20 protein-coding genes are annotated in these 25,285 nt (G+C 68.5%); 12 read left to right on the plus strand and 8 right to left on the minus strand.

The features are described 5' to 3' along the window. Nucleotides 1-81: 81 nt before the first annotated feature. Nucleotides 82-2,922, minus strand: a complete 2,841-nt coding sequence (locus tag ISF28_RS18665) for a bifunctional diguanylate cyclase/phosphodiesterase (protein ID WP_198118683.1) — start codon at nt 2,920-2,922, stop codon at nt 82-84. A gap of 90 nt (nt 2,923-3,012) precedes the next feature. Then, the gene (locus tag ISF28_RS18670; RefSeq protein WP_198118684.1) at nt 3,013-3,813 is read right to left on the minus strand and encodes a fused MFS/spermidine synthase; all 801 of its coding nucleotides are present in this window, start codon (nt 3,811-3,813) and stop codon (nt 3,013-3,015) included. Nucleotides 3,814-3,921: 108 nt separating this feature from the next. On the opposite strand from ISF28_RS18670, the gene ISF28_RS18675 reads away from it, so the two are divergent. The 7 genes from ISF28_RS18675 to ISF28_RS18705 all read left to right on the plus strand — a co-directional run bounded on the left by ISF28_RS18675 (nt 3,922) and on the right by ISF28_RS18705 (nt 12,580). After that, nucleotides 3,922-4,197 (plus strand): hypothetical protein, encoded by a 276-nt coding sequence (locus tag ISF28_RS18675; RefSeq protein ID WP_198118685.1) that lies wholly within the window; start codon nt 3,922-3,924, stop codon nt 4,195-4,197. A 7-nt stretch (nt 4,198-4,204) separates the two neighbouring features. Further along, nucleotides 4,205-5,374 (plus strand): GGDEF domain-containing protein, encoded by a 1,170-nt coding sequence (locus tag ISF28_RS18680; RefSeq protein WP_198118686.1) that lies wholly within the window; start codon nt 4,205-4,207, stop codon nt 5,372-5,374. A gap of 154 nt (nt 5,375-5,528) precedes the next feature. Next, on the plus strand, nt 5,529-6,458 hold the full coding sequence (locus ISF28_RS18685) for a Ppx/GppA phosphatase family protein (protein ID WP_198118687.1): 930 nt from the start codon (nt 5,529-5,531) through the stop codon (nt 6,456-6,458). 83 nt (nt 6,459-6,541) lie between these two features. Further along, complete coding sequence (locus ISF28_RS18690) at nt 6,542-7,339, plus strand: substrate-binding periplasmic protein (protein ID WP_229519195.1); 798 nt, start codon at nt 6,542-6,544, stop codon at nt 7,337-7,339. Between the two features lie 37 nt (nt 7,340-7,376). After that, nucleotides 7,377-10,871: a response regulator gene (locus tag ISF28_RS18695; RefSeq protein ID WP_198118688.1), complete on the plus strand. Its 3,495-nt coding sequence runs from the start codon at nt 7,377-7,379 to the stop codon at nt 10,869-10,871. Beyond that, a complete protein-coding gene (locus tag ISF28_RS18700) occupies nt 10,868-12,001 on the plus strand; it encodes a response regulator (RefSeq protein WP_198118689.1) in 1,134 nt (377 codons plus the stop codon). The genes ISF28_RS18695 and ISF28_RS18700 overlap by 4 nt, the downstream gene beginning before the upstream one ends. Before the next feature lie 72 nt (nt 12,002-12,073). After that, on the plus strand, nt 12,074-12,580 hold the full coding sequence (locus tag ISF28_RS18705) for a hypothetical protein (protein WP_198118690.1): 507 nt from the start codon (nt 12,074-12,076) through the stop codon (nt 12,578-12,580). 13 nt (nt 12,581-12,593) lie between these two features. On the opposite strand, the gene ISF28_RS18710 is transcribed toward ISF28_RS18705, so the two are convergent. Both ISF28_RS18710 and ISF28_RS18715 read right to left on the minus strand, forming a co-directional pair. After that, nucleotides 12,594-12,905, minus strand: coding sequence for a hypothetical protein (locus ISF28_RS18710; protein ID WP_198118691.1), 312 nt, complete (start codon nt 12,903-12,905; stop codon nt 12,594-12,596). A gap of 218 nt (nt 12,906-13,123) precedes the next feature. Beyond that, entirely contained in the window at nt 13,124-13,771 is a 648-nt protein-coding gene (locus ISF28_RS18715; RefSeq protein ID WP_198118692.1) for an ABC transporter ATP-binding protein, read from the minus strand. A gap of 377 nt (nt 13,772-14,148) precedes the next feature. Here ISF28_RS18715 and egtD point away from each other — a divergent pair, with 377 nt between their 5' ends. The 3 genes from egtD to ISF28_RS18730 are packed head-to-tail and all read left to right on the plus strand — an operon-like array spanning nt 14,149 to nt 17,274. Beyond that, entirely contained in the window at nt 14,149-15,114 is a 966-nt protein-coding gene (egtD, locus tag ISF28_RS18720; RefSeq protein ID WP_198118693.1) for an L-histidine N(alpha)-methyltransferase, read from the plus strand. Nucleotides 15,115-15,124: 10 nt separating this feature from the next. Next, nucleotides 15,125-16,348: an ergothioneine biosynthesis protein EgtB gene (gene egtB, locus ISF28_RS18725; RefSeq protein WP_198118694.1), complete on the plus strand. Its 1,224-nt coding sequence runs from the start codon at nt 15,125-15,127 to the stop codon at nt 16,346-16,348. Continuing rightward, entirely contained in the window at nt 16,345-17,274 is a 930-nt protein-coding gene (locus ISF28_RS18730; protein WP_198118695.1) for a YihY/virulence factor BrkB family protein, read from the plus strand. Before egtB ends, ISF28_RS18730 begins: the two co-directional genes overlap by 4 nt. Before the next feature lie 64 nt (nt 17,275-17,338). On the opposite strand, the gene leuA is transcribed toward ISF28_RS18730, so the two are convergent. After that, nucleotides 17,339-19,027: a 2-isopropylmalate synthase gene (gene leuA / locus ISF28_RS18735; protein ID WP_198118696.1), complete on the minus strand. Its 1,689-nt coding sequence runs from the start codon at nt 19,025-19,027 to the stop codon at nt 17,339-17,341. 507 nt (nt 19,028-19,534) lie between these two features. On the opposite strand from leuA, the gene ISF28_RS18740 reads away from it, so the two are divergent. Beyond that, a complete protein-coding gene (locus ISF28_RS18740; protein WP_198118697.1) occupies nt 19,535-20,179 on the plus strand; it encodes a DUF1906 domain-containing protein in 645 nt (214 codons plus the stop codon). Nucleotides 20,180-20,187: 8 nt separating this feature from the next. On the opposite strand, the gene selD is transcribed toward ISF28_RS18740, so the two are convergent. Then, a complete protein-coding gene (gene selD, locus ISF28_RS18745; protein WP_198118698.1) occupies nt 20,188-21,243 on the minus strand; it encodes a selenide, water dikinase SelD in 1,056 nt (351 codons plus the stop codon). A 7-nt stretch (nt 21,244-21,250) separates the two neighbouring features. Further along, nucleotides 21,251-22,231, minus strand: a complete 981-nt coding sequence (gene senB / locus ISF28_RS18750; protein ID WP_198118699.1) for a selenoneine biosynthesis selenosugar synthase SenB — start codon at nt 22,229-22,231, stop codon at nt 21,251-21,253. 53 nt (nt 22,232-22,284) lie between these two features. On the opposite strand from senB, the gene senA reads away from it, so the two are divergent. Next, on the plus strand, nt 22,285-23,499 hold the full coding sequence (gene senA / locus ISF28_RS18755) for a selenoneine synthase SenA (RefSeq protein WP_198118700.1): 1,215 nt from the start codon (nt 22,285-22,287) through the stop codon (nt 23,497-23,499). 52 nt (nt 23,500-23,551) lie between these two features. Here senA and ISF28_RS18760 read toward each other — a convergent pair whose 3' ends face one another. Further along, a complete protein-coding gene (locus ISF28_RS18760; protein WP_198118701.1) occupies nt 23,552-25,150 on the minus strand; it encodes a DEAD/DEAH box helicase in 1,599 nt (532 codons plus the stop codon). Nucleotides 25,151-25,285 lie beyond the last annotated feature (135 nt).

The following is a 25,285-nucleotide window of genomic DNA, read 5'->3' on the forward strand; positions in this document are numbered from 1 at the left end:
GTATTGTATGAGAACGATATCGATTAGGCCACAGGAAATTGCACAAATTATTGCACTTGGGCCCAGAACTTAAAGCAGATTCTAGTTTTCGAAGGCGACGACCGTCTGCGGCTCGTCTTCCGGGGCCGCCAAACCGCGCCGTTGACGCAGCAATTGCTCGAATTCGTGGGCCGGAAGTGGCTTGGAGAAATAATATCCCTGCATTTCGTCGCAGCCCTGGTGGCGCAGGTAGTCGAGCTGTTCCGCCGTCTCGACCCCTTCCGCGATCACGGACAGGCGCAGGTTGTGCGCCAGCGCGATGATCGAGGCGACGATCGCGGCGTCGTTGGCGTCGTGCGTGATGTCGTTGACGAACGAGCGGTCGATCTTGAGCACGTCGATCGGGAAGCGCGACAGGTAGGAGAAGCTGGAATAACCCGTGCCGAAGTCGTCGATCGACAGATTGATGCCCAGCGACTTCATGCGGTGCAGCAATTCCACGGCCGGCGTGACGTCGCTCATGAACAGGCTTTCCGTCAGCTCCAGCTCCAGGCAGGACGGCTCCAGGCCCGTGTCGTTCAGGACGGCTTCGATGCCCGGCACGAGGTCGGCCGCACTGAACTGGCGCGCCGACAGGTTCACGGCGACGCGCAGCTTGCCGAGCCCGGCATCCTGCCACGCCTTGTTCTGGGCGCAGGCCGCGCGCATCACCCAGGCGCCGATCGGGACGATCAGCCCCGTTTCCTCGGCGATGCCGATGAAGCGCGAAGGCGGCACCATGCCCAGTTCCGGATGCTTCCAGCGGATCAGCGCCTCCATGCCGACGATGCGGCCCGTCTGCAGGTCGACCTGCGGCTGGTAGTGCAGCACGAATTCGTCGCGGTCGAGGGCGTTGCGCAGCGCGCTTTCGATGCGCACGCGCTCCAGCGATTCCTCGTTCATCGCCGGCGTGTAGAACTGGAAGTTGTTGCGGCCCAGTTTTTTGGCGCGGTACATGGCGATGTCCGCGTGCTCGATCAGGTTCTCGGCCGGCGTGCCGTCGCTGGGGAAGGCGGCCACGCCGATGCTGCAGGTGACGAAGAATTCCTTGGTGCCCAGCATGACGGGCTGCGCGACGGAATCCATCACGCGCTGCACGATGTCGGGCGCGAGCGGCTGGTCGGCATGTTCGGACAGGATCACGACGAATTCGTCGCCGGACAGGCGCGCCACCGTGTCCGTGTCGCGCAGCGACGAGCGCAGGCGGGCCGCGACGGTCATCAGGAGGACGTCGCCGGCCTTGTGGCCCATGCTGTCGTTGACGAACTTGAAGCGGTCCAGGTCGATCAGCATCACCCAGACCTGATGGCCGCTGCGGGTCGCGTAGGCGACGGCCTGGCCCAGGCGGTCCTGCAGCAGCGAGCGGTTGGGCAGGCCCGTCAGCACGTCGTGCTGGGCCACGTGGTGCACGCGCTGCTCGGTGACCTTGCGCGCCGTGATGTCGCTGCCCGTGCCGCGGTAGCCCGTGAACGTGCCCGTCTCGTCGAAGATCGGCTGGCCGTTGATGCAGAACCAGCGTTCCTCGCCGTTGTCGTCGACGACGCGGTATTCGAGGTTGCGGAACGGCTCGTGGGCTTCCAGCGTGGCGATGTGGTCGCGGCCGAGTTCCGTCTCCGCCAGCGCGGGCACGTAGTCCCAGCGGCGGCGGCCGAGCACGCGCTCGGTGCCGATGCCGGATTTTTCCGTGAAGTCGCCGGTGACGTGCGTGAAGCGGAATTCCTCGTCCTGTTCCCAGTACCAGTCGGACGACATCGCGACCAGCTGGCGGAAGCGTTGCTCGCTTTCCTGCAGGGCTTTTTCGGTACGCTTGCGCGCGAGGACGTCGTCGATCAGGCGCTGGTTGGTCAGCTTGAGGTCGGCCGTGCGTTCGCGCACCAGTTCCTGCACCTTGCGCGCGCGCTGGCCGGCGGCTTGCACGAAGGCGGTCAGGAGCAGGATCGACAGGATGCCGCCGGCCGCCAGCAGCGTGGAGCCGAGGTGGTCGGCCAGCCATGGCCTGGGCGCGGCGATGGCTTCCACGGTCCAGGACTGGCCGCCGACGGTGAACGTGCTCACGGCGCGGCCCGTGTAACCGGCCGCCATCAGCGCGAACGGCGGCGCGGACGGCGCCGTGTCGTGGCTGGCGTAGACGAGGTGGGCCGGATCGGTGCGGCTGCCGCCGTAGAACCTGAGCTGGATGCTGTGGTCGTCGAGCAGGCCGGCGCGCGCCAGCGCGGCCTTGACGAGCGTCGGGACGGCAATCACCGCCGCGGTGTCGCCCAACAGGTGCCCGCCCTGGGAATACACGGGCATCAGCACTTCGAAGCTCGGCGCGCCCGGTTCCTGGGCGATCCGCAGCACGTCCGTGATGGCGGCGCGGCCGCTCGCCTGCGCGCGCGCGAGGGCGTCCATCACATGGCGGTTGCCGCCGACGTCCAGGCCCAGCGCCGCCTCGTTGCCCTGCATCGGTTCGAGATAGTCGACGACGTAGTAGCGGGCGCGTTCCGGCGCGGGCACCCGCGCGGCGCCGTGCATTTCGCGTAGCACGAGTCCGGGCTGGAATTGGCGCAGGTCGGCTTCGAATGCGGCGCGCTCGCCGCCCTGCACGACGCGGTGGAAGTTGAAGGCGCGGATGTACGGGTTGCGCTGCAGCAGCGGCGTCGTGAAATCGTGGAATTGCGCGCGTGTGACCGGCTGGACGGTGGTGAACAGCTGGTTGGTGACGTTCAGCACTTCGACGGCCTCGTCCATGCCCTGGCGCAGCGCGGCGACGCGCACCTCCGCACCCTGTTCGAACACCAGCGACTTGTTGTCGTATTCGAGACGGCTGACGGCGACCGTCAACACCGCGGTGGCGGCCAGGCCGCCTCCCAGCGTGAGGGTGGCTGCGAGCGTAAGCGAAAACGGCAGTCGGCGACGCGACATCCAGCGATCCTATGTAGAGTGGGTGCTTGCCAATGGCATGAAGTGAGGCGTCAGTTTGTCACAGAAACTCTAGTTTCCGCAAACAAATTGTCACAAGCGGCGGACTACCGGCCTCAGGTGTGGCGGCGTCAAAACAGATCGCGATGCGATCCGGGCAAGGATGAAACTTATGGCAAGCCGATTCAATAACCCGAGACCGAGGCCGCGCCGGCGCCGGAATCCCGCCATGCGCCGCGCGGCGGCGGCGTCCGGCGCATGCGCGGCATACACGATGCGGTTATTGCCGGCGACCTCGTCGAACCAGCAGGTCCGCCCGTCGAAGACGGCGTCCAGCGCGTCCATCACGTCGCGGTAGCGTGGGTCGTACGTGAATACGTTGGCCACGAGCACGCCGCCGGGCCGCAGCGCGCGGCGGCAATCGGCGTAGAACGGGGCGTCGGCCAGGCGCGCGGGCAGGCCGCCGGCGTCGAAGCCGTCCACGAGCAGCACGTCGGCCGCGGCCGGGTGGGCCGCCAGCCAGTCGGCTGCGTCGCCATGGACGACCGCGAAGCGCGCCCCGTCGGGCGGCACGTGGAAGGCGTCGCGCAGCGCGATGACGTCCGCGCGCACTTCGATGACGGTGATATGCGCGTCGGGGAAATGACGGTGGCAAAACTTGGCCAGCGATCCGCCGCCCAGGCCCACCATCACGATCCGGCGCGGCCGCGGCCGGAAGAAGACAAAGCCCATCATCGCGCGCTGGTAGGCGAGCACGAGGGCGTCCGGGCGCGCCACCAGCATCTCGCTCTGGATGTCGCCGGGCGCGAATTCCAGCGTGCGCCGGCCGCGGCGTGTACGTACGAGCGGCGGGGCGGGCGCGGACGGCCGGGACGGATCGTTGTCGGGAGACATGGCCGCAGTATAGATGAAATCGATATCGGCCCAGTCTCGCCGTGGCGTAACTTGTTGCGCACGATGGGTTTCTGATAAGCTGGCCGTTGCAGCCTTAGCGGAGACCTCATGTTCCTGGACCACCCGACCATTACCGCCACCAACAGCCAGACCGAGCCCGACCGCATCGAGCGCCTGGACCGCGTCTATGGCTATGCGATGGCGTTGGCGGACATGGAGGGCAACCCGGCCTTCGTCGAAAAACTGACCCAGATCCACGACCACAAGGGCACCCTGATCGTGTTCTGGCACGAGCCGCCCACCGATGCCGAGCGGGATGTCTGGACGCGCGCCTGGTCCAGCCGGGTCGGCGACGGCACGACCGCGGTCGTGCACGAATTCTGAGGCGCCGATGGATTCCACGACGATGGTCCTCGCGCTGGCACTCGGCAATCTCGCCTTGTGCGCCACCCTGTTTTTCTTCGAACAATCCGTCCATCGCCGGCCCGCGCTGCCGACCTGGAGCTGGTCGCGCCTGTACCAGGCCGCCGGCTGGCTGCTGCTGGCGATCGGCGCCGCGGGCGTCGTGCCGGAAGGGCTCGCGCTGCCGGTCGCGTATGCATTCGTCTTCGTCGGCGTCGCGTGGGAATCGGGCGCGGCGTGGGAACGGGCCGGCCGCCTGCGCTGGCGCCGGATCACGCTCCCCGCGCTGGGACTGGCCCTGGCCGGCTTCCTGCTGTGCTGGCTGATCGACCCGATCGGCCTGCGCGCCCTGGCCGCGTCGCTGATCCTCTCCGCGTTTTACCTGTCGCTCGCGGCGGCGCTGGCGCGCGGCTGGGTGCAAGCGTCGCTGCTGCAGCGCTTCCTGGCGCTGGCCACGACCTTGCTGGCCATCGTCGTCGGCGCGCGCGGCGCCCTCGTGCTGCTGGCACCGGCCGGCTGGGGCTGGATGACCAACGACATGCTGCGCCAGTTCCACTCCGCCGCGCTGTATTTGCTGGCGCTGGTGGGCGGCTTCGGCTGGCTGCTGCTGGGCCGCGAGCGCGAACAGGCCGAGCTGGCGCGCATGGAAATCGTCGACCCGCTCACGGACGTCCCGAACCGGCGCGGCTTCTTCCAGGCCCTGGCCCCGTGGATGGCGCTGGCGCGCCGGCCGGGCCAGCCGACGGCCCTCGTCGTGTTCGACCTCGACCAGTTCAAGCGCATCAACGACGGCTACGGCCACCCGGCCGGCGACGTCGTGATCGCCCACCTGACGGGCACCTGCAAGCGCCAGCTGCGCGACAGCGACCTGCTGGGCCGCCTGGTCGGCGTCGAATTCGCGATCCTGCTGCCGCGCACGAACCTCGACGATGCCGCGATGGTCGCCGAGCGCATGCGCGCCGCGATCGAAGGCGAGCGCGTCAAGACGGAGCGCGCGGTGATCGCCCTGACGGCCAGCTTCGGCGTCACGACGATCCGCCCGGACGACTCTACCGTCACCCTGCTGGCGCGCGCCGACGAGGCATTGCGCGTGGCCAAGAAGGCGGGGCGCAACCGGGTCGAAGTGGCGGCGTCTGCGCTGGAGCCGGCCGAGGAATGAATCCCATCTTTCGCCCAACGCGCGCACGCACGGCCGTGTCCGCTATGGCGCGGGCGTCGCGCATCGCTTATGATGGTACGATCAACGACGCTCCTGTCATCGATCCGTCATCCAGTCCCGCTATCGTGGCGCCGTTTTCGACTTCGGAGTCTGCATGAGCACTTCATCTCCCATTCACGCCGCACTCGTCCTCGGATCGGACAGCTTCCGCCTCCTGGTGGGGACCGTCGAGGACGGTATCCTCCGTCCCCTCGACAGTTTTCACGCGCCGCTGCGCCTCGCCGCCGCGCTGGACGCGCAGGGCTGCCTGAGCCCGGAAGCGATGCATGCCGCGTTCGATTGCCTGCGCGCCATCCGTGACCGGCTGAACGACCACGCCCTGGCCGCCGTGCGCGTCGTCGCCACGTCGACCCTGCGCATGGCCCGCAACAGCCACCTGTTCCTGCCGGCGGCCCAGCAATTGCTCGGGCACCCCGTCCAGGTGCTGTCCGGCGAGGAAGAGGCCGTCCTGACCTATCTCGGCGTGGCCGACGGCGCCGCCGCCGAGACCGAGGTGCGCACCCTGGTGCTGGGCATCGGCGGCGGCTCGACGCAGCTGGCCCTGGGCAGCGGACGCCGCGTGCAGAAAGTGGCGTCGCTGGGCCTGGGCACGTCGCGCCTGGCGCTGACGTTCTTCGGCGGCGGGCGCATCGACGCGGTGTCGTTCGCGGCCGCGATCGCGTCCACGCGCGCCAAGCTGGGCGACGAGGCGCCCGTCTTCGGGGCGGGACGGCGCGACCGCGTGTGCGGCGCGTCCGGCACCATCCACACGCTGGGACGCCTGCTCGCCGACAACGGCCTGGGCGGCCCCATCGACCGGTCGCGCCTCGAGACGCTGGCCGCCCGCGCGCTCGAGCAGGGCGGCGGCGGCGCACCGCTGGCGGGCCTCGGCCACCTGCGCCTGCGCGACGTGACGGCCGCGCTGGCCATCCTGCTGGGCCTCATGGAAGAGTTGGAGATCGGCGAGCTGGAGGTGCCCGAGAGCGGCCTGCGCGCCGGCGTGCTGGCCGAGTTGCGCCACGGCCGCGCAGCCCTCGCGGCTTGATCGGGGGCGTGACCATTGGTGGCAAGGTCTGGCATACTGTTGTCTGTTTTTAATCATTCTTGCCGCCGTTGCCATACCGTCCCATGCCGCGCTTCCTCCGCTATGGATTGCTCGCCTGCTGCCTCGGCGCCGCCGTGCCGTCGTTCGCGGCCGGCCCGGCTGCCATCCCGCTGTGCTTCGAACGCCAGGAAGTGCTGCCGTGGCGTACGCTGGACAACGGCGGCCTGAATTTCGAGCTGCTGGGCGAAGTCGCGCGGCGCCTGGGCGTCGTGTTCGACTACCAGAGCATGCCGTGGAAGCGCTGCCTCGCCCAGGTCAAGGCGAATCAGGTCAGCGGCGCGTTCGCCGTCAGCTTCAGCCGCGAACGGCTGGTGCTGGGCGCGTATCCCGGCGTCCACGGCGACCAGGGCCAGGCCGATCCCGCCCGGCGCATGCACGTCGACCGCTACGTGCTCGTGCGGCGCCAGGGCACGCGCGTCGACTGGGACGGCAAGCGCTTCGCCAACGTCGACGGCCGCATCGGCTTCCAGCTCGGGTATTCCGTGGGCGACTTCCTGCGCGCGCAGAACGTGCCCGTGGACGAGGGCAGCCAGAAGGCCGATGAGCTGGTGCAGAAGCTGCTGGCCGGCCGCCTCGTGGCCGCGGCCCTCGGCGGCGGCGACGCGGTGCGCATCATGCATACGCCGCTGGCGCGCCAGATCGAAGTGCTGCCCGTGCCGCTGATCGAAAAGCCGTACTACCTGGTGCTGTCGCACGCGTTCGTCGCCCGGCATCCGGAGTTGGCGGAGCGCATCTGGAAGACGATCGAAGAGGTGCGCACGAGCCCCGCCTACCGCAAGCGCGAGCACGAGCTGGCCGGCCAGCCTGGAGGCGCCCATTAATCCTTCACCGTCCACCGGCAGGCGCTCGCGGAGCCTGGTGCGCGGCCTCGTCGACAGCTGGCGCCAGAACATCGTGTTCCGGCTCGGCGCCGGCATCGTGCTGGCTGTGGCGCTGTCGACCTCCGCGTACACCACGTGGGTGATGCATTCGCTGCGCCGCGAGGCCGGCGCGCGCCTGTCGGAACGGGTCGAGCGCCAGGCGATGGTCGTGTCGCACGCGCTGGCGCGGCCGCTGTTCGACATCAACAGCGCGGCCGTGTCGTCGGTCGTCGACGCCCTCGGCGGCACGCCGGAAGTGCTGACCTTGCGCGTGCTGGCGCCGAACGGCACCGTGCTCGCGGCGCTCGGCGCCGGCGCGAGCGAGGAGGGCGCCGAACGCGTCCAGCAAAAAGTCGTGTACCACGACGGCAACCGCGACTACCTCGTCGGCTCGATCGACCTGGCGATCTCGCGCCGCCAGATCGACGCCGACCTGCGGCGCCAGATCATCCAGACCGTGCTGGGCAACCTGATCCTGACGCTGACCATCACCTTGTGCGTCCTGCTGATCGGCCGGCGCATGACGCAGCCGTTCGCCGACATCCAGGAAGCGCTGGAAAAGCTGGCGCGCGGCGAGACGGACATCCACCTGTCCGGCATCGGCCGGCGCGACCAGATCGGGCGCCTGTCGTCCGCCGTGCGCAGCTTCCGCGACACGTTGAACCGCCTGCGCCGCGCCGAGAAGGTGACGAACGGCCTGCTGCGCGAAAAGAGCGTGATCGAGCAGCAGCTGCGCGACCTGAACGAAGACCTCGAACAAAAGATCGCCGCGCGCACGCGCGAGCTGGTCGACTCCATCCGCGTGGCGCAGGCCAGCCAGGCCAAGCTGCAGGCGATCGTCGACACGGCGCTGGACGCCGTCGTGCGCATGGACCGCCAGGGCCGCATCGTCGGCTGGAACGCCCAGGCCGAAAAGATCTTCGGCTGGAAGGGCGAGGAAGTGCTGGGCCGCGACCTCTCCGAATGCATCGTCCCCGAGCGCCACCGCGCGGCGCACCGCAACGGCCTGGCGCGCTACGAAAAGAGCGGCGTGGGCGGGGTGCTGGACAGCCGCATCGAGACGTACGCGCTGCGCCGCGACGGCGTCGAATTCCCGATCGAGCTGGCCATCACGCGCGTGCAGCTGGCCGCCAGCGACGACTACGAATTCTGCTCGTTCATCCGCGACATCTCGGAACGGCGCGAGCGCGAACAGTCGCTCGTCGCCGCCAACGTGCGCGCGGAGGCGGCGAACGTCGCCAAGTCCGAATTCCTCGCCAACATGAGCCACGAGATCCGCACGCCGATGAGCGCGATCATCGGCATGGCCTATCTCGCGCTGCGCACGGAACTGTCGCCCAAGCAGCAGGACTACGTGGGCAAGATCCACCGCGCCGCGCTGTCCCTGCTGGGGATCATCAACGACATCCTCGATTTTTCCAAGATCGAGGCGGGCAAGCTGGACGTCGAGCACATCCCGTTCTGCCTGGACGACGTGCTCGCGAACGTGGCCAGCGTGACGAGCCAGAAGGCGGCCGACAAGCACCTCGAATACCTGTTCCACGTGCCGCACGCGATCCCGCGCATGCTCGTGGGCGACCCGCTGCGCCTGGGCCAGGTCCTCATCAACCTCGTCAACAACGCGGTGAAGTTCACGCCGGCCGGCGAGCTGGAACTGTCGTGCATGCGGCTGGACGAACCGGGCACGGACCGGTTCCGCAACGACGTCGCCACGCTGCGCTTCGCCGTGCGCGACACGGGCATCGGCATGAATGACCAGCAGCAGGGCAAGCTGTTCCGCGCGTTCAGCCAGGCCAACGGCAGCACGACGCGCGAATACGGCGGCACGGGCCTCGGCCTGTCGATCTCGCAGCAGCTGGTGGGCCTGATGGGCGGGCGCATCGTCGTCGAGAGCAGCCCGGGCAAAGGGTCGACGTTCCGGTTCGACCTCGAGTTTCCGCTGTCCGGAGAGCCGGAGCGGGTGGCCGTCGCGCCGCCGGAGCTGGACGGCGCGCGCCTGCTGCTCGTCGACGACAGCGACGTGGCGCGCGAGATCATGAGCGAGGCGCTGCAGGCGCTGCCGCTGCGCGTCGACGTGGCGGCCAGCGGCGCCGAGGCGGAAAGCGCCTTGCTCGCCGCCGATGCGGCGGGCGACCCTTACAGCGTCGTGCTGACGGACTGGCAGATGCCGGGCATGAACGGCATCGAGCTGGCGCGCCGCATCGCCGGCAATCCCGCGCTGCGCCGGCCGCCGTCGACCGTGCTCGTGACGGCGTTCGGCCGCGAGGAAGTGCAGAAAGAGGCGGAAGCCGCGGGCATCCGCGGCTTCCTGTGCAAGCCGATCGGCCAGTCGGCGCTCGTCGACACGCTCGTCGCGCTGTTCGCCGCGCCGCGCGCTTCCCATGCCCACCATCGCCGCAGCGGCAAGTTCGGCGCGGCGGACGGCTTCGTCGCGCGCGTGCTGGTCGTCGAGGACAACCAGGTCAACCAGCAGATCGCGCTGGAGCTGCTGCAGGCCAGGCACATCGACGTGGCCGTCGCCGCCAACGGCCGCGAGGCGCTGGACATGCTGTACGAAGGCGGGCCGCAGGCCTACGACCTCGTGCTGATGGACCTGGAGATGCCGCAGCTGGACGGCCACGCGGCCACGGTCGAACTGCGCCGGGACGCGCGCTTCGACAAGCTGCCGATCGTCGCCATGACGGCGCATGCGCTGGCCGAGATCCGCGAACGCTGCCTGCGCGAGGGCATGCAGGACTACATCACCAAACCCGTCGAGCCGGAGAAGCTGTACGCCACGCTGGCGCGCTGGATCGGCCAGGCCGTGCCGCCGCCGCTGCCGGCGGGCGGCGGCGTCCCGGCCGGGCCCACGCTGCCGGGATTGTCGAACCTGTCCGGCATCGACTCCGCGTACGGCCTGCGCCACGTGGCGGACAACGTGCCGCTGTACGTGCAGTTGCTCGACCGCTTCCGCGCCACCCAGCGCGACGCCGGCGCCCGCATCCGCGCCGACTACGAGGCGCGGCGCCTGCGCCAGGCGGCCGCGCGCGCGCACCTGCTCCGCGGCGTGGCCGGCAACATCGGCGCGCGCGAGCTGCAGACGCTGGCGCAGTCGGTGGAAGAGGGGCTGGCGCTGGCCGCGCCCGACCACGGGCGCCTCGCGGCCGGCGTGCGCGCGCTGGAGGCCGCCGTGGACGCGACGATGGCATCGCTCGACCGTTACTTCGCCCGCGCCGCCGCCGCGCCGCCCGAACCCGCCCCGGCGCCCCCGTCTTGCGACACGGACGGCAGCGCGCTCGCAGCCGCCGCCCAGCTCGACCAGCTGCTGGCCGAGTACTCGGGCGACGCCCTGGATTATTTCGAGACGGTGCGCGCCCTGCTGGCCGGGATCCTCGACGGCGAGCGCATGGCGCGCCTGGAGCAGCACCTGTCCCGTTACGAATTCGAAGAGGCGCGCCGGCAGTTGCCGGACAGCGCTGCCGCAACCCGCCCCGATACCGCGGAAACCCGATGAATACTGCACCCACCGGACACCCCGGCAACAAGGACAAGCCGACGATCCTGATCGTCGACGACACGCCCGACAACATCATGTTGTTGTCGCGCCTGCTCAAGGACCGCTACAACACCAAGGTCGCCAACAACGGCACCCTGGCGCTGCAGATCGCGCACGGCACGCCCGGCCTGGACCTGATCCTGCTCGACGTGATGATGCCCGGCCTGGACGGCTATGAAACGTGCCGCCAGCTGAAAGCCGATCCCGTCACGGCCGACATCCCCGTGATCTTCCTGACGGCGAAGAGCCAGGTCGAGGACGAAGCGATGGGCCTGTCGCTGGGCGCCGTCGACTACATCGCCAAGCCGATCAGCCCCCCGATCCTGTTCGCCCGCGTGGCCACGCAACTGACCCTGCTGGACGCGCGGCGCCAGCTGCAGGCGCACAACGAGAACCTGGAACAGCTCGTGCGCGACCGCACGGCGCAGCTGGCGCTGATGCAGGAAGCGATCATCATGGCGATGGGGACGCTGGCCGAGAGGCGCGACACGGCGGCCATGGCGAAAGGCGACCATCACATCCGCCGCACCCAGCACTACGTGCGCGCGCTGGCGCAGCACCTGCGGCATCACCCGCGCTTCGCGGCCGAGCTCACCGACGAGAACATCGAGCTCCTGTACCGCTCCGTGCCGCTGCACGACATCGGCAAGGTGGGCATCCCCGACCGTATCCTGCAGAAGCCGGGCGTGCTCGATCGCGAGGAGTTCGAGGTCATGAAGCTGCACGCCGTGTACGGGCGCGACACCATCATGCTCGTCGAAAAACACATCGGCGGCACCAACGGCTTCCTCATGTTCGCGCGCGAGATCGCCCACTCGCACCAGGAAAAATGGGACGGCTCGGGCTACCCGGACCGGCTGGCGGGCGAGCAGATCCCGCTGTCGGCCCGGCTGATGGCCGTGGCCGACGTGTACGACGCGCTGATCTCGCGCCGCGTGTACAAGCCCGCGTTCACGCACCAGCAGGCGCTGGACGTGATGCGCAAGGGGCGCGGCACGCATTTCGATCCGGACGTGCTCGACGCGTTCTTCGAGATCGAAGGCCGCTTCGCCGCCATCGCCGAGGAATTCCGCGACCTCGACACCTGATCCGGCACGCGCTCTTCCGCATTCCGGCTAAATGATATATATTGTTTGGCTTGTTTGAAGAAGGAGGTCCCGATGGCGAGGACGACGGCGACCAGGGCGGTCGCGAAAACGGCTGCGAAGGTGGCCGCGAAGGTGGCTGCGAAGGTGACCGTGAAACCGGCGGCGAAGAAGGCCGCATCGGCAAAGGCGCCCGCGAAAGCGGCCGCGGCGAAGAAGGCGGCCGCGCCGGCGCAGGCGGTGCGTACGAAGGCGGCCACGCCGGCCAAGGTGGCCCGGGACGCGGCCCGCGCCATCGCCGCACCCGCGAAATCCGCACGCGCGAAGCCCGCACCCACACTCGCACCCGCGGCGCCGTCCGCGCGCCCGCGCCTCGTGCGCGACAGCTTCACGATGCCCGAGCAGGAATACGCGGTGCTCGGCGCCGTCAAGCAGGCCTGCCTCAAGGCCGGCTTCGAAGTCAAGAAGAGCGAGCTGCTGCGCATCGGCGTGGCGCTGCTCGGCCAGCTCGACATGGCGTCGCTGCGCGCCGTGCTGGGCAGCCTGCCCCAGCTCAAGACCGGCCGCCCGCCGGGCGAGTGAGGCCGGCGCCGGTTCAATGATGGGTCGGCGACGGGGGCTGCGTGCGCGCTTCCGCCGTCAATTCCTTGAGTTCGCGGATCGGGATATTCGATTTTTCATGCATCCGCAGCAGGATCGTGGCGCCGACGTTCAGCTTGCGGTGCCGGATCTTGCTGATGATGGGCGGCTGTACCTCCAGGACGCGGCACAGTTCCGCGTCGTTCTTCAGCTGCATCCGCTGGATCAATGTGTCGAGCAATTTGTTCGGGACAAAACTCGACGGCTCCATGGCCCGGGCGCGATGCATCGCCTCGAGCAACTCTTGTTTTTTCTGCCGTACGCTCATGAATTCCTCCTGAGGGGTGGATATTCAAGACAGATCGATTGTTTTGGAGAGTTGCAGACCCGCTCGGTCGACGTCTCGACCGCACGGAATCCTGCCCGACCGTATTCGTATTGCTGACTTATGCCTGGTGGGTTTGTTGGAATGCTACTACGGAGTTGACAAATCCGACGCACTGTTCATGACTAAAACACTATAACGGGCGTCTTCCCTCCAGGAAATTACGTTAATTTCAGACCGGAGCGCGTCAATACGAGGGTGCGGTCGGCCATGGCGGCCGCAGCGTGGGAGTGCGTGACCATGATGGCCCCGGCGCCGCTCGCCTTGATCTCCGCGCGCAGCAGGCGCAGGATGCCGTCGGCCGTGTCGGGGTCGAGGTTGCCGGTCGGCTCGTCCGCCAGCAGCAGGGCGGGGCGGTGCACGAGGGCGCGCGCGATGGCCACCCGCTGCAATTCGCCGCCCGACAACTGGCGCGGGAAGTCGGCGCCGCGGCCGTCCAGGCCGACGGCGTCCAGCATCTGCGCGGCGCGGGCCGGGTCGGGGCGGCCGTTCAGCAGCAACGGCAGCGCCACGTTCTGGGCCAACGTCAGGTGCGGCAACACGTGGAAGGCCTGGAAAATGAACCCCATGCGCGTGCGCCGCAGCCGCGTGGCGGCATCGTCGTCGAGCGCCGACATGGGCGTACCGTCGACCCTGACCTCGCCGCCGTCCGGCGCGTCGAGCCCGGCGACCAGGTTCAGCAAGGTCGACTTGCCGACTCCCGATTCGCCCATGACCGCGACGAACTCCCCCTGCTCGAAGCGATGCGAGAGCGCGGCCAGCACGGTGCGGCCGCCATAGGACTTGCTGAGGTTGACGAGTTCGAGCATGGCACGCCGATTGACAAAACCGCTACTCTAGCACGCACCCCAAATTCGGGGTCAGAGCACAATTTTTTGAAAATTCGGGGTCAGAGCACATTTCGGCGACATTGCGCCTGGTCCAGTCAGCTCTCTGGCGCCAGAGGCGGATGGTCGATCGGCGACGCCCGGCAGGCTGCGTACAGGCAATTTTTCAGTGGCTGAAAAAATATGCTCTGACCCCGAATCAGGCGAAAAAAATGCTCTGACCCCGAATTTGGGCAACAGGTGGCGGGTGCGGCACTGGTGAGATGGTCGCGCGTGCGGAATCCTGGAATCGCGTATCATGGCCGGAACGGCAACATTTCGCCGGCCGCGCGGTGCGGCCGCACCACCGAGGACATCCGATGCTGAATGCCACGTCGCCCGCAGTGCCCGCAGTAAACGATGGATTGCACGTACCCGCCGAACTGGACGCCAGCCTGCGCATGCGCCAGGCCTGCATCTCCCCCAAATTCCTGTACGACCCGCTCGGTTCCAAGCTGTTCGAGGCGATCTGCGAATTGCCCGAGTACTATCCCACGCGGACGGAAGCCGCCATCTTCGACCTGCACGGCGCCGAGATCGCGCGCACGGTCGGCACCGGCGCCACGCTGATCGACCTGGGCGCCGGCAATTGCGCCAAGGCGGCGCGCCTGTTTCCGCTGCTGCAGCCGCGCCAGTACGTCCCCGTCGACATCTCGGCCGAGTTCCTGCACGACGCCGTCGAACGCCTGCGCCAGCGCTTCCGCCACATCGACATGCTGCCGCTGGGGCTCGATTTCTCGGCGCGCCTCGACCTGCCCGACCGCGTGCGCGCGGAACGCCAGCTGTTCTTCTATCCCGGTTCGTCGATCGGCAATTTCGCGCCTCATGAAGCGCTCGATTTCCTGCAGCGCGTGCACGCGCAGTGCGGGCGCGACGGCGGCCTGTTGATCGGCATCGACCTCGCCAAGGACCACGCCGTGCTGGACGCCGCCTACGACGACGCGCTCGGCGTGACGGCCGCGTTCAACCTCAACGTGCTGCGCCACGTGAACCGCCTGCTGGACGCCGACTTCGACATCCGCAAGTGGCGCCACCGCGGCTTCTACAACCCGGCCGAGGGCCGCGTCGAGATGCACCTGGAAGCGCAGGCGGCGCAGCAGGTGACGTGGCGCGGCGGCAGCCGCCGGTTCGCGGCCGGCGAATGGATCCACACCGAGAACAGCTATAAATACCGCCAGAGCGACGCCGTCGGCCTGCTCGGCCAGGCCGGCTTCGCGTCCACGCGCGTGTGGACGGATCCCAGGCAGTGGTTCGCCGTGATCTATGCGCGCGCACTGTCGCACTGAAGGAGTGGCCATGGGCGCTTCCGAACACCACCTGTCCACCGCGTTCGAACACGTGCGGCAACGTTCGCTGCACCTGGCCGAACCGCTGACGCCGGAGGATTGCGCGGCGCAGTCGATGCCCGACGCGAGTCCCGTCAAATGGCATCTCGCGCACACGACGTGGTTCTTCGAGACCTTCATCCTGGAATCGCGCGAGCCGGGCTTCCGGCCCCACGATCCCGCCTTCCGCGTGCTGTTCAACTCGTACTACAACGGCGTCGGCGCGAAGCATCCGCGCGCGCAGCGGGGCCTGTTGACGCGCCCCGCGCTGGCCGAGGTGCTGGCCTACCGCACCGCCGTCGACGCCCGCGTGCTGCGCCTGCTCGCCACGGCGCCGGGCGACGGCGAACTGGCAGCGCTGGTGGAGCTGGGCCTGCAGCACGAGCAGCAGCACCAGGAACTGATCCTCACGGACGTCAAGCACCTGCTGTCGAGGAATCCGCTGTATCCGGCCTATATCGATTCGCCATTGCCCGCATCCGGCCCCGTCGAGCCGCTCGCGTGGATCGACTTCGACGGCGGCCTCGCCGAGATCGGCCACGACGGCACGGGCTTCGCCTTCGACAACGAAAGCCCGCGCCACCACCAGTACCTGAATCCGTTCGCGCTCGCGTCGCGCCTCGTGACGAACGGCGAATACCTCGAATTCGTCGAGGCGGGCGGCTACCGCGATCCGGCGCTGTGGCTGTCCGACGGCTGGGACCTGGTCGCCAACGGCATGATCGCCGCGCCGCTGTACTGGGTCGACGACGACGGACGCCGGCGCGAATTCACGCTGCACGGCCTGCAGGCGCTGGACCCGGCGCGGCCCGTCACGCACGTCTCGCTGTACGAGGCCGACGCGTACGCGCGCTGGCGCGGCGCGCGGCTGCCGACGGAGGCCGAGTGGGAATTCGCGGCGCGCGACGCGGCCCTGACGTGCGGCGACCTGCACCCGCGCGCGGCCGGCAGCCCGGGCCTCGCGCAGATGTTCGGCGAATGCTGGCAGTGGACCGCGAGCAGCTATGCGCCGTATCCGGGCTTCGTCCCGGCGGCGGGCGCGATCGGCGAATACAACGGCAAGTTCATGGTCAACCAGTACGTGCTGCGCGGCTCGTCGTGCGCCACGCCGCACGGCCATGCGCGGACCACGTACCGCAACTTCTTCCCGGCGGGCGCGCGCTGGCAGTTCACCGGCATCAGGCTGGCGCGATGAAGCCGGCGCGCGGCCTGCGCCTGCGCGTGCTGAACCGGCGCGCGAACGCGTGGATCCTCGCGCATCCGCTCGATTTCGTCCTGCAATGCGTGCGCGCGTTCCGCGCCAACCAGGGCCTGCTGCTGGCGGGCGCCGTGGCGTATTACGCGCTGCTGTCGATCGTGCCGTTCCTGATGCTGGTCGTCGTCGTGCTGTCGCACTTCATCGACCAGGTCGACCTGCTGCTCACCCTGCGCCGCTACCTGGAGCTGATCGTGCCGGGCCAGTCCGGCCCGATGGTGGAGGAGGTCGCGCACTTCCTGGACAACCGCGACCTGATCACCTGGGTGCTCGGCTTCACGATGCTGTTCTTCAGCTCACTCGCGTTCACGGTGCTGGAAAACGCGATGAGCGTGATCTTCGTGCACCGCGTGGCCGTGCGGCGCCGCCACTTCCTCGTGTCGGCCGTGCTCCCGTACTGCTACATCATCGCGCTGGGCTTCGGCGTGATGATCGTGACGCTCGTCGCCGGGACCTTGCAGGTGATCGGCTCCGAGAGCGTCGAATTGTTCGGCCACACGTGGTCGCTGAACGGGGTGTCGGGGGCCCTGCTGTACCTGCTCGGGCTCGCGGGCGAGATCCTCGTGCTGACGTCGATCTATCTCGTGATGCCGGTCGGGCGGCTGTCGCTGTCGCATGCGCTCGTGGGCGGCGTGACGGCGGCGCTGCTGTGGGAAATCGCGCGGCACGTGCTCGTGTGGTATTTCACCACGCTGTCCAAGGTGAACGTCGTGTATGGCTCGATGAGCACCGCGATCGTCGTCATGTTCAGCCTCGAGATCGCGGCCAGCCTGCTGTTGTTCGGCGCCCAGGTGATCGCGGAATACGAGCGCGTGGGGCAGAAGGGGCACGGCGCCGAACCGCGGCCGTTGCATACGGCGCCGTGAAAAGAACGACGGCGCGGCCGGCCCGCAGGGGCCCGCCGCGCCGTCGGCGCGTAACGTGTGACGATCAGGCCGCGCGCTGCTGCGCCTGTTCCGCGGAGAGGGCCAGCTGGCGGTTCACGGCGGACAGCACGGCCTTGAACGACGCGGTCACGATATTGCTGTCGACGGCGGCGCCGAACAAGGTCGGGCCGTTCGCGAGGCGCAGCTCGACGTAGCAGGCGGCGCGCGCATCGGCGCCCGAACCGATCGAGTGCTCGTGGTAGTCCATCAGGCGGATGTCCAGGCCGAGCGCGTTGACGAAGGCGTCGATCGGGCCGTTGCCGCCGCCGTGGCGCGCTTCCGTCACGCGGTTGTGCTGCACGGTCGTGTCGATCTGCACGCGCTCCGCGCCTTCGCTGTTCTCGACGAGGCGGTGCGAGACGTAGCGGTAGGCCGCGTCACCCTGCTCGAAGTATTCGCGCGAGAACAGGGCGTGGATGTCGCTCGCCGCCACTTCGCGGCCGGTGGCGTCGGCGTGCTTCTGCACGACGCGCGAGAACTCGATCTGCAGGCGGCGCGGCAGTTCGAGGCCGTATTCCTGCTCGAGCAGGTAGGCCATGCCGCCCTTGCCGGACTGGCTGTTCACGCGGATCACGGCGTCGTAGCTGCGGCCCAGGTCGGCCGGGTCGATCGGCAGGTACGGCACTTCCCAGATCGCGTCCGCCTGCTGCTTGGCGAAGCCCTTCTTGATCGCGTCCTGGTGCGAGCCGGAGAACGCGGTGAACACGAGGTCGCCGACGTACGGGTGGCGCGGGTGCACGGGGAGCTGGTTGCATTCCTCGACCAGCTGGCGGACGCTGTCGATGTCCGAGAAGTCCAGGCCCGGGTGCACGCCCTGCGTGTAGAGGTTCAGCGCCAGCGTGACCAGGTCGACGTTGCCGGTGCGTTCGCCGTTGCCGAACAGGCAGCCTTCGACGCGGTCGGCGCCGGCCATCACGGCCAGCTCGGCGGCGGCGACGGCCGTGCCGCGGTCATTGTGCGGGTGCACGCTGATGACGAGATGTTCGCGCTGCTTCAGGTTGCGGCACATCCATTCGATCTGGTCGGCGTACACGTTCGGCGTGGCCGCTTCCACGGTCGACGGCAGGTTGACGATCACTTTGTTGTCGGCGCTCGGCTGCCACACGTCGACGACGGCGTCGACGATGCGCTTGGAAAAATCCAGTTCCGTCGTCGAGAACGACTCCGGCGAATACTCGAGGCCCCATTTCGTTTCGGGATGCTGGGCCACCAGTTCCTTGATCAGCTTCGTGCCGTTGACGGCGATCTGCAGGATCTCGTCCTGGTTCATGCCGAACACGACGCGGCGGAACACGGGGGCGACGGAGTTGTAGACGTGGACGATGGCCTGCTTGGCGCCCACGCAAGATGCGACGGTGCGGCGGATCAGCTCATCGCGCGCCTGCGTCAGGACGATGATGGTGACGTCGTCCGGAATGCGCTTTTCCTCGACCAGCATGCGCACGAAGTCGAAGTCCGTCTGCGACGCCGACGGGAAGCCCACCTCGATTTCCTTCACGCCGATCTGCACGAGCTTTTCGAAGAAGCGCAGTTTCTTTTCCGGGCTCATCGGCTCGATCAGCGCCTGGTTGCCGTCGCGCAAGTCGGTGCTCATCCAGACCGGCGGCTTGTCGATGATGCGGTTCGGCCACTGGCGATCGGCCAACGGGACGGCGGGGAAGGGGCGGTATTTGGCGGCGGGATTGGTCAACATGGCGCTAGCTCCTGAGTTCTAAATGCTGGTGAATGTGTCGTTTCGATCGTTGTGGCGGGGGCTGCCGGACGGGCCACTGGACGCTAGGCCCGGCAACCGATCGGTAGTGTTGGCAGCGAACGAAAACCCACACGCGCGCCGGCAGACAGCAGGAAGGCTCCGGCGAAAATAATGGACAACGTGGATGAGGTAGTGGCAAACATCGGTACAACTTTCCTTGGGCTACGAATCCGGCAATGGCCGGGCGGGACAGCGGCGATTTACGCGCGTAGTAGCAGGGCTGCCAGCGTTAGCGCGCCGGCAAGCGATAGGGAAGTCGACAGAGGCAGAGGGGAGAACATTTCTCCACTCTAAGTGAATTTTGTTCGGTGTGTCAAGCGTTTCGTGTGTTGTCGTTTGGTTACCACGGTCGGGCCCGCTTTTCGACAAGCGGTTTTTGCGAATAATCAATTTTCCCGGTGCAGCGAGATGGCACAGTACGCGCTTCATTGCGCGACGGAGGCGGCCATGCCCGTACTGAAAGGTCTGGATACGACGATCGAATTGACGCGCCACGCCGAGGCGCTCAAGGCGCAGGGCTACGATTTCGCGCTACGCTACTACAGCCACAACGCGGCCAAGAACCTGTCGCTGGGCGAGGCGCGGGCGCTGTCGCAGGCGGGACTCGCCATCGGCGCCGTGTGGGAGACGAGCGGCACCCGCGCCGGCTTCTTCACCCGCGCCCAGGGCCTTGCGGACGGCGCGGCGGCGTTCCGGATGGCGCGCGACGTCATTGGCCAGCCGTTCGGCTCCGTCATCTATTTCGCCGTCGACTACGATCCCACGCAGGCCGATCTCGATGGTGCGGTCGGCAATTACTTCACGGGCGTGCACGCCGCGCTGTACGTGGCGGCGGAAGGCCAGCCGTCGTACCGGGTGGGCGTGTACGGCTCGGGCCTGTGCTGCGGCACGCTGATTGAAAGCGGCGCGGCGAGCCTGTCGTGGCTGTCGCAATCGACCGCGTTCGCCGGCTCGCGCCAGTACGCGGAACAGCAGCGCTACGACATCATCCAGCTGCTGCCCGCGCGCATCGTCGGCGCGGACGGGATCGTGCTGGACATCGATCCGGACGCCACGCATCCGGACCGCGACGGCGGCCTGTTCACCGTCTAGTTCACCGTTCAGCCGACGACGACGCGCGGCGCACCGGCTTCCATCGAACCGATGACGGCCGCGTCGCCGAAGCCTTCGCGGCGGAACAGCGCCAGCACCTCGTCGACGCTGCCCGGATCGCACGACACGAGCAGGCCGCCGGACGTCTGCGGGTCCGTCAGCAGCACGCGCTGTGTGTCCGTGATGGCGTCGCCGAGCACCACGTCGTGGCCGTACGCATCCCAGTTGCGGCCGGACGCGCCCGTGAAGTAGCCGGCGTGGGCCAGCGCCTCGACACCCGGCAGCAGCGGGATCCGCGCCATGTCGAGCTGCGCCGTCAGCTGCGCGCCGCGTGCCAGTTCGAGCAGATGGCCCAACAGGCCGAAGCCCGTGACGTCCGTCAGCGCGTGCACGCCGGCCAGTTCCGACAGCGCCTTGCCCGGCTTGTTCAGCTTCGTCGTGTTCGCGACCATCGCCGCATAGCCGTCCGCATCCAGCTGGTCTTTCTTGAGCGCGGCCGACAGCACGCCCACGCCCAGCGGCTTGCCGAGGACGAGCACGTCGCCCGCGCGCGCGTCGGCATTGCGCTTGACCTTGGACGGATGCACGAGGCCCATGACGACGAGGCCGTAGATGGGCTCCACCGAATCGATCGTGTGGCCGCCCGCGATCGGGATGCCCGCTTCCGCGCAGATGGATTCGCCGCCCTGGATGATCTTGCCGATGGTCTCCAGCGGCAGCTTGTTGATCGGCATGCCGACGAGGGCCAGCGCCATGATCGGCGTGCCGCCCATCGCGTACACGTCCGAGATCGCGTTGGTGGCGGCGATGCGGCCGAAGTCGAACGGATCGTCGACGATCGGCATGAAGAAGTCGGTCGTCGCGATCAGCGCCTGCTCGTCGTTCAGCTTGTAGACGGCGGCGTCGTCCGCGGTCTCGATGCCGACCATGAGCTCTTTCGGCACGGGAAAGCCGCTCGATTTTTTCAGGATCTCGGACAGCACGCCGGGCGCGATCTTGCAGCCGCAGCCGCCGCCGTGGGAGAACGAGGTCAGTTTGATGGGTTGGTCGGCGGATGTGTTCATACGGTGCTCAATGGTGTTTGCGTTCGTCGGAAAGAAGATTATCCACCAACTCCAGCAGGCGCGCTCGTTCGGCCGCCGGCGCGAAGAGGCGGGCGCGGGCCGCGCACTGGCGGCGCAGGCGGTCGACGAAGCGCGCATCGTCCACGCTCCGTTCGATGAGACTGGCCAGCGCCTGCGCGTCGCCGGGCGCAAAGAAGCCGGCATAGTCCTCGCCCAGCATGCCGATATTGCCCGGGATGCGCGACGCCAGCACGGGCACGCCGCTCGTCACCGCTTCGATGATCACGTTCGCGCCGCCCTCCATGCGCGAGGCGATGACCATCGCGTGGCAGCGCCGCAGCCGGCGCCGCGTCGCCATGTGGGGCAGGGCGCCGAGCCAGCGGTAGGCCGGGGCGGCGGCCTCGGTGTCGCGCGCGCGGCGGCCGAGGTCCGCGTCCAGCGCGGCGCCGATGTGCAGCAGGCGCACGCCGGGCGTGCGCACGAGTCTGGCCGCGTCCATGAACGTTTGCGGGTCCTTTTCGGCGCGCAGGTGGCCGATCATGACGACGTCGAGCGGCGCATTGCGGCGCGGCCGGGCGGGCGCGAGGCGCGGCGCGGATTGGTAGATCACGCGGGCCTTGGAACGCACCGCTGCCGGGAGTTCGTCCAGGCCGCGCGGCTGCAGCACCACCAGCGCCCGCGCGCGGTCGAGCGAGGCGCGGGCGGCGGCGTCTTCGTGGATGTCGCGGTAGAGGTCGGTGCCGGTCAGGACGAGCAGCGCCGGCCGGTCCGGATGGGCGTGGGCAAAGGCCGCCAGCGCGGCGGCGGAGCGGCGCGCGTGCAGCGCGATCAGCAGGTCCGGCACGTCGTCATTCGGTTGCCAGCCCGGGCCGATCGTGACGCGATAGTCGCGCGCGAGGTGACGCCGCCAGCGGCTGGCCGTCTGCCAGTTGCCGTTGTTTTCGCGGGCGGATGCGGGGCTGACGATGTGGATGTGGGCAGCGGCCATGCGGGTCGAAATGGGCGTCGGAGCGGGAGTCGGAATTGGTCGTACAATGATGCATGACCGTCAATCAAGCATCGTTCCGCCACGCGGGACCCCGGGAACTGGCCGCCGCGCTGCAGGATGCGCGGCATTATACGCTCGCGCTGTTCGAAGCCCTCGCCATCGCCGGCTACGACGACGCGGCGCGCGTGCCGCGCCTGCCCATCGTGAATCCGCCGTTGTGGGAGCTGGGTCATACGGCCTGGTTCGCCGAGTGGTTCGTGCTGCGCGGCGCGCTGGACAGCCGGCCCGGCGCCGCGAGCGGCCACTCGCTGCTGGCGCGCGGCGACGACTGGTTCGATTCCGGCACGGTCCCGCACGCGGCCCGCTGGACGCTCGACCTGCCGCCGCCGGGCGCCGTCAAGACCTATTGCCACGAAGTCCTCGACCGCATCCTCGACCGCCTCGCGCACGAGGCCGACGACGACGCGGCGCTGTACCCGTATCGCCTGGCGCTGGCGCACGAGGACATGCATGGCGAGGCGTTCATGTATACCCTGCAGACGCTGCAGTCGCGCGACGCCCCCGCGCCGACGGGGTCGCTGGCGCCGCGGGCGCAGTCGGTGGTTGCCGGCGGCGCGGGCGAGATCGCGTTCGCGGGCGGCAGCTTCGTGCGCGGCGGCGACCAGTCGACCGGCTTCGTGTTCGACAACGAGAAAAATGCCGCGCGCGTCAAGGTGGCGCCGTTCGCCATCGACGCGTCGCTCGTCAGCACGGCCGCCTTCCTCGACTTCGTGCACGACGGCGGCTACGAGCGAGCGCACTACTGGACCGACGCCGGCCGCGCCTGGCTCATGACGCAGGAGCGTTCGGCCCCGCGCTACTGGGCGCGCGAAGGCGAGGACTGGCACACGGTGCGTTTCGGCCGCCCGGTGGCGCTGGACCTCGCGGAACCCGTGCGTCACGTGAACCTGTACGAGGCGCAGGCCTGGTGCGCGTGGGCCGGCCGCCGCCTGCCGACGGAAGACGAGTGGGAATACGCGGCGGACGCGAACCGGCCGGGCTTCGCATGGGGCGCCTTGTGGGAGTGGACGGCGTCGGTCTTCCTGCCGTTCGCCGGCTTCGAGGCCGACCGCTACCGCGATTATTCGGCGCCGTGGTTCGGCACGCGCCAGACCTTGCGCGGCGCATCGTTCGCGACGCCGGCACGCCTGCGTTCGCCGCACTTCCGCAATTTCTATACGCCCGAGCGGGACGACATCTTCGCGGGCTTCCGCAGCTGCGCCCTTTAAAACAAAACCCCCGGGCCTCGCGGCGCCGGGGGTTGTTCAGGGCTGGGGACGATCAGCGGTCGCCGAACGTGCGGCGGGCCGTGTCGGCCGAGCGCGGGTGCGCGCCGAAGCCGCCGCTGCGTTCGCGGCGCGGGGCGCCTTCGCTGCGGAAGCCGCCTTCGCGGCGCTGGCCGTCGGCGAAACCGCCCTGGCGCGGCGCGCCTTCGGTGCGATAACCGCCTTCGCGGCGCTGGCCTTCATAGCCGCCTTCGCGACGCGGTGCGTCGGCGCGGAAGCCTTCGCGACGCGGCGCATCGCCACGATAGCCGCCCTCGCGCTGGCCGCCGGACTCGCCGCCGCGGTAGCCTTCACCGGCCGGCTTGTGGAAGCTGCGCTGGCCCGGCTTGCCGCCGCGGCCGTCGCCCGGCTTCCAGCCCGGACGCGCGCCCGTGCGCGGTGCCGCCGCACGCTTCGGCTCGAAACCTTCGACCACGTCGACCGGGATGGTCTGCTTGGTGAAGCGTTCGATGCGGCGCACGTTCATGCTTTCCGCGTGGTTCACGAGCGAGACCGCGATGCCGTTGCGGCCGGCGCGGCCCGTGCGGCCGATGCGGTGCACGTAGTCTTCCGGGAACTTCGGCAGGTCGTAGTTCACGACGTGGGTGATGTTCGGCACGTCGATGCCGCGTGCGGCGACGTCGGTGGCGACCAGCACCTTGACCTGGCCGCGGCGCAGGCTGTCCAGCGTGCGGTTGCGCGCGCCCTGGTGCATGTCGCCATGCAGCGCGGCGGCCGCGAAACCGGCGATGTTCAGGCGGTCGGCGATCATGTCGGCATCGCGCTTGGTCGCGGTGAACACGACGGCCTGGTCCAGCGTGTCGTCACGCAGCAGGTGGTCGAGCAGGCGGTTCTTGTGCGACAGGTCGTCGACGAAGTGGACCTTCTGCGTGATGTTCTCGTGACGCTTCGTGCCGCTGGCGATCTGGATCACCATCGGGTCCTTCGTGATGCGGCGCGCCATGTTGCCGACGACGCCATCCAGCGTGGCCGAGAACAGCATCGTCTGGCGCGAGTCCGGCGTCGCGGCGACGATCTTCTCGATGTCTTCGATGAAACCCATGTCCAGCATGCGGTCGGCTTCGTCCAGCACGAGGATCTCGAGCTGCGAGAAGTCGATCTTGCCCGACTCCATGTGGTCGATCAGGCGGCCCGGGGTCGCGACGAGGATTTCCGGATTCTTGGCCAGCAGCTGCATCTGCTTCGGATACGGCATGCCGCCCAGGATCGCGACGGCGCGGATACGGCGCATCTGCGAGGTGTACTGCTCGGTGGCGTTGGTCACCTGCAGGGCCAGTTCGCGGGTCGGGGTCAGGACCAGCATCTTCGGCTGGGCCGGTTTGAAACGGACGCGCTCGCCACGTGCGCGCGCCGCCTGCGCTTCCTGCGCGGGCGTACGGCCGGCCGCAGCCGGTTCGATGTTGGCGAATTTATTCAGGGCGGGCAGCATGAAAGCCGCCGTCTTGCCGGAGCCGGTCTGCGACGACACCAGCAGGTCGCGGCCGGCGATCGCAGCCGGCACCGCCTGCTCCTGCACCGGGGTCGGCTTTTCGTAGCCGGCCTGGGCAACTGCTTTGACGATGGACGCGTGTAAGCCTAGTGCTTCAAAACTCATGTGTACTTTACTTTCGGTATGGATCAGTGAGCGTCACGCTATTCGGAGCGGAACGCGAAATAGCAACGCGAGCCAACGATACGAAATGACTCTGAAACGAAAGAAATTTCGGCACAAAAGCTTTGCGCCGGGACG

The organism is Massilia rhizosphaerae (assembly GCF_016093545.1).
Classification (GTDB): Bacteria; Pseudomonadota; Gammaproteobacteria; order Burkholderiales; family Burkholderiaceae_D; genus Telluria; species Telluria rhizosphaerae.

Bases quoted from the DNA above. Each gene is read 5' to 3' on its own strand.
- egtD (WP_198118693.1), top strand. From the start codon at position 14,149: ATGCTGAATGCCACGTCGCCCGCAGTGCCCGCAGTAAACGATGGATTG.
- ISF28_RS18685 (WP_198118687.1), top strand. From the start codon at position 5,529: ATGAGCACTTCATCTCCCATTCACGCCGCACTCGTCCTCGGATCGGAC.
- senB (WP_198118699.1), bottom strand. From the start codon at position 22,231: ATGGCCGCTGCCCACATCCACATCGTCAGCCCCGCATCCGCCCGCGAA.
- egtB (WP_198118694.1), top strand. From the start codon at position 15,125: ATGGGCGCTTCCGAACACCACCTGTCCACCGCGTTCGAACACGTGCGG.
- ISF28_RS18665 (WP_198118683.1), bottom strand. From the start codon at position 2,922: ATGTCGCGTCGCCGACTGCCGTTTTCGCTTACGCTCGCAGCCACCCTC.
- leuA (WP_198118696.1), bottom strand. From the start codon at position 19,027: ATGTTGACCAATCCCGCCGCCAAATACCGCCCCTTCCCCGCCGTCCCG.
- ISF28_RS18690 (WP_229519195.1), top strand. From the start codon at position 6,542: ATGCCGCGCTTCCTCCGCTATGGATTGCTCGCCTGCTGCCTCGGCGCC.
- ISF28_RS18680 (WP_198118686.1), top strand. From the start codon at position 4,205: ATGGATTCCACGACGATGGTCCTCGCGCTGGCACTCGGCAATCTCGCC.
- ISF28_RS18760 (WP_198118701.1), bottom strand. From the start codon at position 25,150: ATGAGTTTTGAAGCACTAGGCTTACACGCGTCCATCGTCAAAGCAGTT.
- ISF28_RS18670 (WP_198118684.1), bottom strand. From the start codon at position 3,813: ATGTCTCCCGACAACGATCCGTCCCGGCCGTCCGCGCCCGCCCCGCCG.
- selD (WP_198118698.1), bottom strand. From the start codon at position 21,243: ATGAACACATCCGCCGACCAACCCATCAAACTGACCTCGTTCTCCCAC.
- ISF28_RS18740 (WP_198118697.1), top strand. From the start codon at position 19,535: ATGCCCGTACTGAAAGGTCTGGATACGACGATCGAATTGACGCGCCAC.
- ISF28_RS18730 (WP_198118695.1), top strand. From the start codon at position 16,345: ATGAAGCCGGCGCGCGGCCTGCGCCTGCGCGTGCTGAACCGGCGCGCG.
- senA (WP_198118700.1), top strand. From the start codon at position 22,285: ATGACCGTCAATCAAGCATCGTTCCGCCACGCGGGACCCCGGGAACTG.
- ISF28_RS18715 (WP_198118692.1), bottom strand. From the start codon at position 13,771: ATGCTCGAACTCGTCAACCTCAGCAAGTCCTATGGCGGCCGCACCGTG.
- ISF28_RS18710 (WP_198118691.1), bottom strand. From the start codon at position 12,905: ATGAGCGTACGGCAGAAAAAACAAGAGTTGCTCGAGGCGATGCATCGC.
- ISF28_RS18705 (WP_198118690.1), top strand. From the start codon at position 12,074: ATGGCGAGGACGACGGCGACCAGGGCGGTCGCGAAAACGGCTGCGAAG.
- ISF28_RS18700 (WP_198118689.1), top strand. From the start codon at position 10,868: ATGAATACTGCACCCACCGGACACCCCGGCAACAAGGACAAGCCGACG.
- ISF28_RS18675 (WP_198118685.1), top strand. From the start codon at position 3,922: ATGTTCCTGGACCACCCGACCATTACCGCCACCAACAGCCAGACCGAG.